At 40.2% G+C, this 12,600-nt stretch carries 11 protein-coding genes; 2 read left to right on the top strand and 9 right to left on the bottom strand.

Annotated elements, in window-relative coordinates; genetic code table 11:
• Positions 1-82: 82 nt before the first annotated feature.
• Positions 83-586 carry a DUF4124 domain-containing protein gene (locus tag I6F41_RS12900; RefSeq protein ID WP_089367569.1) on the top strand — a complete coding sequence of 168 codons (504 nt, stop codon included), beginning with the start codon at positions 83-85 and terminating at the stop codon, positions 584-586.
• Between the two features lie 7 nt (positions 587-593).
• Here I6F41_RS12900 and I6F41_RS12895 read toward each other — a convergent pair whose 3' ends face one another.
• From I6F41_RS12895 to glnA, 9 genes are all read right to left on the bottom strand, one after another.
• The gene (locus I6F41_RS12895) at positions 594-845 is read right to left on the bottom strand and encodes a hypothetical protein (protein WP_182684120.1); all 252 of its coding nucleotides are present in this window, start codon (positions 843-845) and stop codon (positions 594-596) included.
• Positions 846-986: 141 nt separating this feature from the next.
• Positions 987-3,731: an aconitate hydratase AcnA gene (acnA, locus tag I6F41_RS12890; protein WP_011326878.1), complete on the bottom strand. Its 2,745-nt coding sequence runs from the start codon at positions 3,729-3,731 to the stop codon at positions 987-989.
• 186 nt (positions 3,732-3,917) lie between these two features.
• Positions 3,918-4,352, bottom strand: a complete 435-nt coding sequence (locus tag I6F41_RS12885; RefSeq protein WP_011326879.1) for a hypothetical protein — start codon at positions 4,350-4,352, stop codon at positions 3,918-3,920.
• Between the two features lie 106 nt (positions 4,353-4,458).
• On the bottom strand, positions 4,459-4,842 hold the full coding sequence (locus I6F41_RS12880; protein ID WP_011326880.1) for an RNA-binding S4 domain-containing protein: 384 nt from the start codon (positions 4,840-4,842) through the stop codon (positions 4,459-4,461).
• A 79-nt stretch (positions 4,843-4,921) separates the two neighbouring features.
• Positions 4,922-5,380, bottom strand: a complete 459-nt coding sequence (locus I6F41_RS12875; RefSeq protein WP_011326881.1) for a Crp/Fnr family transcriptional regulator — start codon at positions 5,378-5,380, stop codon at positions 4,922-4,924.
• A gap of 30 nt (positions 5,381-5,410) precedes the next feature.
• A complete protein-coding gene (gene ntrC / locus I6F41_RS12870; RefSeq protein WP_011326882.1) occupies positions 5,411-6,796 on the bottom strand; it encodes a nitrogen regulation protein NR(I) in 1,386 nt (461 codons plus the stop codon).
• A 15-nt stretch (positions 6,797-6,811) separates the two neighbouring features.
• Positions 6,812-7,882 (bottom strand): nitrogen regulation protein NR(II), encoded by a 1,071-nt coding sequence (gene glnL / locus I6F41_RS12865; RefSeq protein ID WP_011326883.1) that lies wholly within the window; start codon positions 7,880-7,882, stop codon positions 6,812-6,814.
• Positions 7,883-7,974: 92 nt separating this feature from the next.
• The gene (locus I6F41_RS12860; RefSeq protein ID WP_089368922.1) at positions 7,975-8,496 is read right to left on the bottom strand and encodes a DUF4124 domain-containing protein; all 522 of its coding nucleotides are present in this window, start codon (positions 8,494-8,496) and stop codon (positions 7,975-7,977) included.
• Positions 8,497-8,611: 115 nt separating this feature from the next.
• Complete coding sequence (gene glnA, locus I6F41_RS12855; RefSeq protein ID WP_086993786.1) at positions 8,612-10,018, bottom strand: glutamate--ammonia ligase; 1,407 nt, start codon at positions 10,016-10,018, stop codon at positions 8,612-8,614.
• A gap of 509 nt (positions 10,019-10,527) precedes the next feature.
• On the opposite strand from glnA, the gene typA reads away from it, so the two are divergent.
• Complete coding sequence (gene typA, locus I6F41_RS12850) at positions 10,528-12,351, top strand: translational GTPase TypA (RefSeq protein ID WP_179807385.1); 1,824 nt, start codon at positions 10,528-10,530, stop codon at positions 12,349-12,351.
• Positions 12,352-12,600: the final 249 nt, after the last annotated feature.

The raw sequence follows: 12,600 nt of genomic DNA, 5'->3' as shown, positions 1-12,600 counted from the left end.
TTACTTACACAAAAGGATTGCCTGATTGATTGCTTTTTATTAAACTTGGCCGAATAAAGGATTAATTTTAAGCAGGAAGGCTATGAAATACTTTACCTATTTAGCAGTGTCAGTAATGATTATTGCTGTTATTTCTCTATTTTATTTAAAAAAGCCAAACGGAGAAACATGGCTTAGTACATCTGTTGTGATCAACGAATCTCAGCAAATTAAAGATAAAATAATTTCGTTTACCAGCAATACGTTTGAGCAAGCCGTTAGTAGCGTGTCGAACACACCCTCAACAACCCGCAGTAAAATATTTAAGTGGCAAGATCGGCAAGGCCAATGGCATTTTTCAGATACGCCTCACCCTAATGGTAAAAGTGTTGAAGTAAAACTAGACCCTAAAGATATTAACGTGGTGGTTGCCCAAGATACGGCTATTTTATCGGGCAGTTCCAAATCCTCAGCAGTAAATAACACTTCAGCTACACCTACAGTTTATGATCCAGTATCAATTAAAAAGGTGTTTGATGACGCTGAAAAAGCAAAACAAAAATTAGAGCAACGTACTAAACAATTAAATGATTTAAACGGTTTTTAATTATTCATTATTTGTGTTTATGGCTATGCGCTTTTAAATAACGCTTTTCTGCTTCCATAAGTAAAATAGTTAAATAAATTTTAGTGGGTAACGATAATAATACGCCAATAGCAATGCAGGCTGCCGCTATAATTATGCCGTTAATACCATGCTGGCTAGTAAAGTAGCTTGATACAATTAACGCATGACCAGTCACAATTAGGCATAACCCAAGTACAATTGATATTTTAAGTAGCCTAATAATTATGATTTGTGACATAGCGCCCTCACTAATAGTCTTACTAGTGTAGGGTGTTTTTAAAGCATTACCTTGATTTATCGCAACTGACGCGCATAAAAAAGCCTAACAAAATTGTTAGGCTATGATTAAATTTTAGGCGTAAGTTTAAGTTGCTATTAGTTAATCGAGCATATTACGAAGTACATACTGTAAAATGCCACCGTGTTTGTAGTAATCCCACTCTTTTGGCGTATCAATACGTACATCGGCACTAAAGCTTACTTTTTTACCTTCACTATTAGTTGCAATAACGCTAACTTCCTTGGTTTTATCAAACAAGCCTTCAATATCAAACTGCTCTTGGCCGGTTAAACCTAGCGACTCATGACTTTCGCCATCTTTAAACTGTAGCGGTAAAACTCCCATACCAATAAGGTTAGAGCGATGAATACGCTCATAGCTTTGTGCTATTACAGCTTTAACACCTAACAGTAGCGAGCCTTTCGCTGCCCAGTCACGAGATGAGCCGGTACCATATTCTTTACCAGCTAAAATAACCAATGGCGTATCGTTCTTTTGATATTCCATGGCGGCATCATAAATACTGGCAAGCTCATCATCAGGTTGCGTGCGGGTAACACCGCCCTCAGTACCAGGTGCAAGGAGGTTTTTAAGCCTAATATTAGCAAAGGTACCGCGCATCATTACTTCGTGGTTACCACGACGCGAACCATAAGAGTTAAACTGCGCTTGCCCTACTTTGTTATCTTGTAAATATAACCCTGCTGGTGAGTCTGCTTTAATCGCACCGGCTGGCGAAATATGATCCGTAGTAACCGAGTCACCTAGTTTTGCTAAACAACGTGCGCCGGTAATGGTTGGAATACCCGGAGGCTCAATACTCATACCATCAAAAAAGGGTGCTTTTTTAATATAGGTTGATGCATCATCCCAATCGTAAAGTTTACCATCAGGTATTTGAATTTTTTGCCAACGACTATCGCCTTCGTATACGTTAGCATAACTTTTTTCGAACATTTCTCTGGTTACCGTTTCCTTAACTAAATCGCTTACTTCTTTAACACTTGGCCAAATGTTTTTAAGGTAAATATCGTTACCGTTAGCATCTTGTGCCAGTGGTTCGTTATATACGTCAATATCGGTTCTGCCTGCAATGGCGTAAGCTACAACAAGCGGAGGAGATGCTAAAAAGTTCATTTTAACATCTTGGTGAATACGCCCTTCAAAGTTACGGTTACCCGATAAAATTGAGCTCACAACCAGTTTGTGCTTTTGAATAGCATCTGAAATTTCAGGAGCCAGCGGGCCTGAGTTACCAATACACGTGGTACAACCATAGCCAACTAAGTTAAAGCCTAGGCTTTCTAAATCGTCCATTAGCCCTGCTTTTTCTAAGTAGTCAGTAACGACCTTAGAGCCAGGAGCAAGTGATGTTTTAACCCAAGGTTTTACATTAATCCCTAATTGCTTGGCTTTTTTAGCAACTAAGCCAGCCGCTAAAATAACACTGGGGTTAGAGGTGTTTGTACAACTAGTGATTGCGGCAATAACACAGGCACCATCTTTTAGTTCGAACTCTTGGCCCTTAAAGTTTACTTTTGCTGCGCCTATAAACGGCGCTTCATTGCTTGATTCGTCAGGATTAGTTACAGGGCCTTCGCTTTCGATACGTGCTTGCTCTGTATCACTGCTGCTAATTTTTGCTAAACGCTCGTCTTGAAACTCTTTTAAATGCTGACTAATTGCTTCGCCAGCTTTATCAAGTGATATTCTATCCTGTGGGCGTTTAGGGCCAGCAAGGCTTGGTACTACGTCATCTAATATCAGTTCAAGTTTATCGGTGTAATTAGCTTCATCGCCATCGTTACGCCATAAGCCTTGATGCTTAGCATAATCTTCAATAAGTTTAAGCTGTTTCTCATCGCGGTTGGTTAAACGCAGATAGTTAATGGTTTCGTCATCAATCGGGAAAATACCACATGTAGCACCATATTCTGGCGCCATGTTGGCAATTGTTGCTCTATCGGCAAGTGGTAAGTCGGCAAGGCCATCACCATAAAACTCTACAAATTTACCTACGACACCATGGTTACGTAGCATTTCGGTAACGGTAAGTACTAAGTCGGTAGCTGTGGTGCCCTCTGGTAAACGGCCGTTTAATTTAACCCCTACAACCTGAGGTATTAATAAGCTAATAGGTTGGCCAAGCATAGCGGCTTCGGCTTCAATGCCGCCTACGCCCCAGCCAAGTACGCCTAAGCCGTTAATCATAGTGGTGTGCGAATCGGTACCCACTAAGGTGTCTGGGTACGCGTACTTTTGGCCATTACGTTCATCATTAAAAACAACGCGCGCTAAATACTCTAAATTTACTTGGTGCACAATACCGGTTGCTGGAGGGACAACTTTTAAGTTATCGAAGGCAGTTTGGCCCCAACGTAAAAATTCATAACGCTCTTTATTACGGTCATATTCAAGCTTGGCGTTTAAGTCAAACGCACCCTCGTTACCATAGCCATCTACTTGCACAGAGTGGTCAATAACAAGTTCAGCAGGAGAAAGCGGGTTAATTTTTGCAGGATCGCCGCCTAGTTTTTCCATTGCATCGCGCATTGCCGCTAAATCGACAATGGCAGGTACACCGGTAAAGTCTTGCATCACAACACGGGCAGGCGTAAACGCTACTTCAGCAGAGGGTTTAGCTTGAGGGTCCCAATCTAATAGGGCTTGAATGTCTTGTTCTTTAATGTTTTCGCCGTCTTCGTTACGAAGTAGGTTTTCGAGTAGTATTTTTAAAGAAAAAGGTAAGCGTTTGGCTTTGTCGCCAAGGCCTTTAAGAGAGTGAATATGAAACTGCTCACCATTAACGGTAAGTTGCTGCTGGGTTTTGAAACTATTATTCATTATTTGCCCCTTTTGTTATTAGATAAGTGTTGTGTAGAGTGACCTTTTATAGTTTGTGAATTGCAAAGTGTATACCAAGATAAAAAACAGTGTTTAAAGCGTGATTTTTAAACAGCCATTACAATAGAGATGATGCTGAAAGTTTTTAATTCAAGGGAGCCAGCTAGACTTACCCAAAAGATATTTTTAATTTGCATACAACCAGCCTTGCTGTTTGCCTTTAAAGCTAACGCAAAGTAGCAATATGGCAATTACTACCACAAACAGTGGCATAAATACCGCACTAGATCCCATTATTTCAACGCTGTTAATAACAATAAAATTGTAATACTGTTGGATTAAAATAGCCATTAACGACACGGTAAATACGGGCAGTGCAAATGACTTTTTAGCGAGCAATAAAGCACTGCCAAGCGTGCCGCCAAAGACTGCAATAGCAAATGCAATGGTTGACCAAACGGGAATGTTAGAATATGCAGCTTGCTGATCTATAGGCATTTTGCTAATTACTTCAGGTGTCATCAGCATTTGTAGTGCAAAGGCAATAACGCCGCATAAGTTCCATATAAGCGCTACCCATGCGAGTGGTTTTAACCACTTAGGAGGGGGGTGTGCAAGCATTTAATTACCTTACTTTTTTTATAGTTAGTGAGGTAATTAAAGATCAAAAAAGCCAACTATACAAGCTGGCTGGTTTTATAAATAAAAAATCAAAAAAGACTATAATTTAACCGAATGAAATAGGGCGACGACCGGTTTTTTCATCTACTTTAGGTTTTTTAGTACGCTTACGTTTATTTTTTGCAGGCTGACTCGCTGGCTGCGGTGCTGCTTGGCTTGGCTCAGATTGCGGCTGCTCGGCAGGTCGCTCTACCGGTGTTGCATCTTCGGTTAATGCAAGTTGGAAAAGCTCACCATCAAATTCTAGTATGTCGCCACTGTATAGTTTTTTCCGTTTAATTGTACAAATTTCATGGTTAACACCCACATAACCTTCAGCAATTAAGTTTTTTGCTTGGCCGCCGCCTTCTACTAAATTTAGTACTTTTAATAATTTACACAGCTCAATCGGCTCTTCTTCTAATTCAATTTCTATATATTCTTCGTTCATGTTTGCTCTCGGTGGGGTAACGCATTAACGCTAGTATAAAGTGAAGTCACTATTTTTGCATCAAAGTGCGTATACAAATCTAACCATGGTTTTCTATGTGTTCGCTCAACTTGGCAATACGTAAGCTCATACCTTCAATTATTCTATCTTTAATTTTTTCGCGTATTACATTGGGTAAGCGAGTAAGGGCATCAGAGGTAATAGCAAGCACAATTGCATCCGTTTTAGCACGTGCGCTAATGCTGCGTGCGCGGTTATTAATAAAAGCGCCTTCACCAATAAACTCCCCAGGACGTATAGTACCGAGCTCTAATAAATGGTTGTGCTTAAACACTATTAATGCACCGCTAAGTACTATAAATAAGCGCTTATCGTTGTCGTGCTGTTTAAATAAAAATGAATTCTCGCGCACTAAATATAATAAACCAAACGACTCTAAAAGTATTTGGCGCTCGTTAAGGCTAAATTCTTTAAAAAATCCTAAACGATTGATAATTTCCATCTGTTTAAATAGCGGAATGTTCTCTATTAACTTCATTAATTACCTAAGAGTTTATTACGCGCAAAACTAATTAATGTTGCGCTCTTTTAATTTACGGGTCAATGTATTGCGTCCCCAGCCTATTTTTATAGCGGCTTCTTGTTTGTGGCCTGCGCAATTGGCGAGTGCTGTTTTTATTAAGCGGGTTTCTAGTTGCGCTTGAATATTAGGCCAAATATTTTCCTTACCTTGTTTAAGTTCCTGATTAAGCCATAACTGGAAGGCATCTAACCAATCGCCTTCTTCTTGAGTTAGTGAGGCATTAATAATTTCAGGTGGCAAGTCTTGCTCGCTAACAAGCTCGCCAGGAGCCATAACCGTAAGCCAACGGCAGGTGTTTTCTAATTGACGTACGTTACCGGGCCAACTGAACAAGCGTAGCTGCTCAATTGCTTTAAGGCTAAGAATTTTGCTTTCTACTTGTAGATCTTTAGCGCTTTTATGTAAAAAGTGCAGTGCTAGACGCTCAATGTCTTCGGTACGTTCTCGAAGGGCTGGTAAGCGCAGGCGCACTACATTTAAGCGATGAAATAAGTCATCCCTAAACTTGCCTTGTTTTACGAGCTCTTCAAGGTTTTGATGGGTTGCAGCAATAATACGCACATCTACTTTTATGCTTTTATGCCCGCCAACACGGTAAAACTCTCCATCAGATAATACTCGCAGTAGTCGAGTTTGTACGTCGAGAGGCATATCGCCAATTTCATCTAAAAATAGAGTGCCGCCATTGGCTTGTTCAAAACGGCCTTTTCGCACGCTATCTGCACCAGTAAAAGCCCCTTTTTCATGGCCGAATAATTCTGACTCAACCAGCTCTTTAGGGATTGCGGCCATATTTAGCGCAATAAATTGGTTTTCTTTACGTGGACTATGGTTGTGCAGGGCGCTGGCAACAAGCTCTTTACCCGTTCCTGACTCACCATTAATAAGTACACTCATGCTTGAGGCTGCAAGCTTACCTATGGCCCTAAACACTTCTTGCATGGCAGGTGCTTCGCCAATTATATGTGCGCTTTTAGGGGGCGTGAGTTTACGTTTAACTTTTTTTGTAGAATTAGCTCTATAGGCGCTTTCAACTAGGGCAATCGCCTCGTTTAAATCAAAAGGTTTGGCTAAATATTCAAAAGCCCCTTTTTGAAAGGCATTTACGGCGGAATCGAGATCTGAATGCGCGGTAATAATAATAACCGGTAAGCCGGGCACTTGCTCTGCTATTAGCTCTAGCAGTGCCATGCCGTCCATACCGGGCATTCTTACATCGGAGATCAGCACACTAGGTTGGCTAAATTTTAATGCATTAAGCACACTTTGTGCTTCAGCAAAGCTTTGTACTGTAAAACCTGCGCGAGTAAGCGCTTTTTCTAATACAAAACGAATTGAGGCATCGTCATCTACAAGCCAAACTGTTTTCATGCATACTCCAAGGCGTTAATCTGCAAAAGGCAGATAAATATTAAATTCGGTGTGACCAGGCCAGCTATCGCACTCAATATAACCATTGTGTTGATCAATTAATGTTTGCGCTATAGAAAGCCCCAATCCAGAGCCGCCATCTTTATTAGTGATCATAGGATAAAACAAAGTATCGCGTACACTAATATCAATCCCTGGGCCATTATCGAGCACTTGAATTAACAAGGCTTTTTTGGGTGCCTTACCGGGCCGGCGGTGCTGATAGTTAATTCGGGTTTTAATTTTTATTTCCCCACCATTAACTAATGCCTGCTGGGCATTACGCACAATATTAAGCACCACTTGCTGCACTTTACTTTGGTCAATATAAACATCGGGAATACTCGGATCGTAATCTTTTACCAAGCGAATATTGTCACTATTATCTAGGGTACTTAATTTGATCACCGACTCTAAGGTTTGATGTATATTGCCATAAGACTTTTGCGGTAATTGGTTAGGCCCAAGCAGTCTATCTACTAATTCACGCAATCGGTCGGCTTGCTCAATAATAAGCTCGGCACATTCATTTCTTTCTTGCTGGTCTACCTCGTATTGCAATAACTGCGCCGCTCCGCGAATTCCCCCTAAAGGGTTTTTAATTTCGTGCGCTAAACCTCGAATTAAATTACGTGCGGCTTGGTATTGATGCATTTGATTTGATGCTTGATCGAATTTAATTTCATCATCGGTTTGCCGACATTCTAATAAAATATAAAGTGCACCTTGGTATTTTATCTGTTTTGAACTGACTGCTAATTTAGCATGGCGAGAATCAACAAATACCACGTCAGCCCTATGCTGGTGGCAATCTACGCCATCAATTAAAGAGTATTGCGCTATGCGTTTTAAATCGATTGAATGGTAGTTAAATAAATCATCAAAAGACTGCCCTAATAAACGCTTAGTGCCTAAACCAAGTAGTTCACTGGTACTGGTATTGGCATAAATAAGCGTAAAGCTTTCGTTTAAAAGCATCACGGCGGTGGTTTGATTTTGCCATATGGCATTGAGTAGCTCAGGGCTAAAGTGTGTGTTATTAAGCATTGTTGCACCATTTTAGTGCGCCTGTGTTTTCAGGCAAGTAATTTAATGAAATTGCACTGCAATTGCTATTTTTAATGTGAATTAGGTGGGAGTTAATTACCTAAGCTTAAGCCTTTTCTATGCATAAAAAATACACTCAATGGGCTTGTCGCAATGACTTGGTTTTGTTTGTTGTACAGCTTAACTTGCAGAGTGTGCTCACCACGCTCTACATCTCTTAAAGCAAAGGTTGAGGTATCACTTGCTGCGCCATAGGCTTTACCATCAAGAAATAGCTGTATTGTAAAGTCGTTTTCAAAGCGGGGGGTAATGCGAGTAGATACATACACAGAGCCGGTGTTTTCACGAATAGTTTGCTGATGCTCAGGCGATGCAATACCAATACTAAATGCAACCGGCTGCGCTTTAGTTTGATTATTTAATATATCTGTATTTGTTGCAGGCATGGTTAAATCTTGGCTGGTGAGTTTTATCTCTTTGGCGCCAATATGGGGGGTATCTGAAAACACCAGTACGCCATTTTTATCTTTCCATGCGTAAATTTTTTTTTCACCAGCGTAACTACAAACACTTAATAATGAAGTAATTAGTAGTAATAAAATCTTGCTACTCACTCTGCAACCCTGCATTTTTAACATTAACTTTACTTTAGTGGAGAAAGTACTAATTTACCATTAAAAAAGCCCGCAAAGCGGGCTTAAAGGTATATTTTATAACTGTTAATTAAAATTAACAGCTGTAATACATTTCAAACTCAATTGGGTGCGTTGTCATGTTAAGTCTTTCAACTTCTTGACTCTTAAGTTTAATGTAAGCATCAATTAAATCATTAGAGAACACGTCACCTTGATTTAAAAACTCACGGTCAGCATCAAGAGATGCCAGTGCTTCTTCTAATGAAGAGGCAACGGTTGGAATTTCTGCTGCTTCTTCTGCAGGTAGGTCGTATAAATCTTTATCCATTGCATCACCAGGATGGATTTTATTTTTAATTCCATCAAGGCCAGCCATAAGCATGGCAGCAAAAGCAAGATACGGGTTAGCCGTTGCATCAGGGAAGCGTACTTCAATACGACGACCTTTAGCTGATGGTACTACCGGAATACGAATCGATGCAGAACGGTTACGTGCAGAGTATGCAAGCATTACTGGTGCTTCGTAACCTGGTACTAAACGTTTGTACGAGTTAGTAGAGGCATTAGCAAACGCATTAATTGCTTTAGCATGTTTAATAATACCGCCAATGTAATAAAGCGCATCTTCAGAAAGACCGCCGTACTTATCACCTGCAAATAAGTTAACACCGTCTTTAGCTAACGACTGATGACAATGCATACCAGAGCCGTTATCGCCAACAATAGGTTTAGGCATAAAAGTGGCTGTTTTGCCGTATAAATGAGCCATGTTATGAATAACATATTTCATTTCTTGAATTTCATCGGCTTTAATCACCATAGTATTAAAGCGCGTAGCAATTTCGTTTTGTCCAGCAGTTGCTACTTCGTGATGATGTGCTTCAACAACTTGTCCCATTTCTTCTAATACTAGACAAGTAGCAGAGCGCCAATCTTGAAAGTCATCAACAGGAGCAACTGGGAAGTAACCGCCTTTAACGCCAGGGCGATGACCTGTATTGCCGTCTGCGTATTCTTTATCTGAGTTCCAAGCAGCTTGCTTAGAATCGATTTTGTACATAGAGCCAGACATGTCTGTTTTATATTTTACGTCATCAAATACGAAGAACTCTGGCTCTGGGCCAAATAAAACCGTATCAGCAATACCCGTAGAGCGCATATATTCTTCAGCACGCTTTGCTACAGAGCGTGGATCGCGCTCGTAACCTTGTAATGTAGAAGGCTCTACTACGTCACAACGTATAATTAATGTGGCTTCTTCAGTGAATGGGTCAAGCTTAGCTGATTCAGCAACAGGCATTAGCACCATGTCTGATTCGTTTATGCCTTTCCAGCCAGCAATTGAAGAACCATCGAACATTTTACCATCTTCAAAAAAGTCTTCATCAATTTGGTGATGAGGAATTGAAATATGCTGCTCTTTACCTTTGGTATCAGTAAAGCGTAAATCAATGAACTTAACGTCATTTTCTTTAATAAAATCTAAAACCGATTGCGACATGTGTCCTCCAACTATAAGGTTTTGTTATTGCTGCTTAAATGCTTTGTGTTTTATAAGCTGATTTTGTGCCACTATTGTAACTTAATGTTTATAAACATAAAAAATACAAAAGTAATAACGGCTGTTTCTAATGCGCACCATTGTGGTGCGTAAATGCTTCAATATAGTGCAACAGTTACAGAGTAAAAAGTTGCTCGCTATTTAATCGTGATAGACTAACATAAAGTAAATACAAAAGACTGACCAAAATAGCAATAAAGTCATTAAAGTGGAGGTTTTTATAAAAATATTAAAAATTTTATTTTTATAATTAGTTAATTTAAAACAGTAGGTTAAATAAAAAAACCAGAAAGTTTGCAAATTTATTTTGGATAAACTTTCATCCATTCCATTTATAAGGGATAATATGCGCCCTTTTAAATCCTATGCTGGGACATCTCGTGAAAACGCAGGTGAGTGCGTAAGCCCCTGCAGGATCAATGAGATTCAATTTCTCTGAGTGAATATTAATGAGTATCGAAAAGATAAGAAATATAGCAATTATCGCCCACGTTGACCACGGTAAAACTACACTGGTTGACAAACTGCTTGAGTTTTCAGGCACATTAGAAACACGCGGCGGTAATGAAGAGCGCGTGATGGATTCAAACGATATAGAAAGAGAACGTGGTATTACCATTTTAGCGAAAAACACCGCTATTTCATGGAACGGCTACCACATTAATATCGTAGATACTCCAGGACACGCCGATTTCGGTGGTGAAGTGGAACGCGTACTTTCAATGGCTGACTCAGTATTACTAATTGTTGACGCTCAAGAAGGCCCAATGCCACAAACGCGTTTTGTTACGCAAAAGGCATTTGCGCAAGGTTTAAAGCCAATCGTAGTAATTAACAAAATCGACAAGCCAAGTGCACGTCCTGATTGGGTTATGGATCAAATCTTTGATTTATTCGATAACTTAGGCGCCACTGACGAGCAGTTAGATTTTAAAGTAATCTATGCATCAGCAATCAACGGCTGGGCAACATTAGATTTAGACGAGCCATCTGATAACATGGATGCCATGTTCCAAATGATCGTTGACGAAGTATCACCACCAGATGCAGATCCTGAAGGTGACTTCCAAATGCAGATTTCTCAACTTGATTACAACTCATACGTGGGTGTAATTGGTGTTGGTCGTATCAAGCGTGGTTCTGTTGCTCCAAACCAACAAGTAACTATTATTAGTGCTGATGGTACTAAACGTAACGGTAAAATTGGTACAGTACAAAGCTACTTAGGCCTTGAGCGTATTGAAACAGACCGTGGTTATGCAGGTAACATTGTTACTGTAACCGGTATTGGCGAGCTTAAGATTTCAGATACTGTTTGTTGTCCTACTAACGTTGAAGCATTACCACCACTAAGTGTTGATGAGCCAACAGTAACAATGACATTCTCTGTAAATAACTCACCGTTTTGTGGTAAAGAAGGTAAGTTTGTAACGTCACGTAATATTCGTGAGCGTTTAGACAAAGAGCTAGTACACAACGTAGCACTTCGCGTTGAAGATACTGCTAGCCCAGATAGCTTCCGTGTTTCTGGCCGTGGTGAATTACACCTAGGTATCTTAATCGAAAATATGCGTCGTGAAGGTTACGAGCTTGCTGTATCTCGTCCAGAGGTAATTTTGCGTACTGTTGACGGTGTATTAGAAGAACCGTTTGAAACAGTAACAATTGACTGTCAAGAAGAGCATCAGGGTTCTGTAATGGAGCAAGTTGGCCTACGTAAAGGTGAGCTTACTAACATGTCTCCAGATGGCAAAGGCCGTATGCGTTTAGACTTTATTATCCCAAGCCGTGGCTTAATTGGTTTCCAAACTGATTTCATGACAATTACTTCGGGTTCTGGTCTTATGTACCATACGTTCGATCATTACGGTCCTCATAAAGGCGGTTCAATCGGTGTTCGTAAAAACGGCGTAATCATTGCAAATGCTACAGGTAAAGCACTGACTAACGCATTGTTTAACTTACAAGAGCGCGGCCGTTTATTCATCGGCCACGGTGTTGAAGTTTACGAAGGTATGGTTATCGGTATTCATAACCGTGATAACGACCTTACAGTTAACGCCCTTAAAGGTAAGCAGTTAACTAACGTACGTGCATCTGGTACAGATGAAGCACAAACGCTTTCTCCACCTTTAAACTATTCACTTGAGCAAGCGCTTGAGTTTATTGATGAAGATGAGTTAGTTGAAGTAACGCCACTAAACATTCGTATTCGTAAGCGTCATCTTACAGAAAACGAACGTAAACGTGCGGGTCGTGCGCCTAAGTCATAATCTATTAATTTAGAATAATGATTTTAAAAGCCGCTGTATTGCAAAATACAGCGGCTTTTTTGTGTTTGTGGGTTAGCTAAATAAAAGGTTAAAGAGGGTAGATTAAAGAAATTACCACCACCGCGATAATTGGTGTGCTGTGCACTTGTGCACTACATTGAGTTTTTCCTCTAAAAGCGCAGCGCCTCTTAACCTCTTTGTGAATAATTCACTTAAAGATCTTTTGTACGCAGAGTGAGCTTAAAACAG

This window comes from Pseudoalteromonas sp. SCQQ13 (assembly GCF_015864415.1).
Lineage (GTDB): Bacteria > Pseudomonadota > Gammaproteobacteria > Enterobacterales > Alteromonadaceae > Pseudoalteromonas > Pseudoalteromonas nigrifaciens.
Note: the sequence above shows the minus strand (reverse complement) of the source record. Positions and strands in the feature narration are given on the sequence as shown.

Bases quoted from the DNA above. Each gene is read 5' to 3' on its own strand.
- acnA (WP_011326878.1), bottom strand. From the start codon at position 3,731: ATGAATAATAGTTTCAAAACCCAGCAGCAACTTACCGTTAATGGTGAG.
- ntrC (WP_011326882.1), bottom strand. From the start codon at position 6,796: ATGAAAACAGTTTGGCTTGTAGATGACGATGCCTCAATTCGTTTTGTA.
- glnL (WP_011326883.1), bottom strand. From the start codon at position 7,882: ATGCTTAATAACACACACTTTAGCCCTGAGCTACTCAATGCCATATGG.
- I6F41_RS12895 (WP_182684120.1), bottom strand. From the start codon at position 845: ATGTCACAAATCATAATTATTAGGCTACTTAAAATATCAATTGTACTT.
- glnA (WP_086993786.1), bottom strand. From the start codon at position 10,018: ATGTCGCAATCGGTTTTAGATTTTATTAAAGAAAATGACGTTAAGTTC.
- I6F41_RS12880 (WP_011326880.1), bottom strand. From the start codon at position 4,842: ATGAACGAAGAATATATAGAAATTGAATTAGAAGAAGAGCCGATTGAG.
- I6F41_RS12885 (WP_011326879.1), bottom strand. From the start codon at position 4,352: ATGCTTGCACACCCCCCTCCTAAGTGGTTAAAACCACTCGCATGGGTA.
- I6F41_RS12900 (WP_089367569.1), top strand. From the start codon at position 83: ATGAAATACTTTACCTATTTAGCAGTGTCAGTAATGATTATTGCTGTT.
- I6F41_RS12875 (WP_011326881.1), bottom strand. From the start codon at position 5,380: ATGAAGTTAATAGAGAACATTCCGCTATTTAAACAGATGGAAATTATC.
- typA (WP_179807385.1), top strand. From the start codon at position 10,528: ATGAGTATCGAAAAGATAAGAAATATAGCAATTATCGCCCACGTTGAC.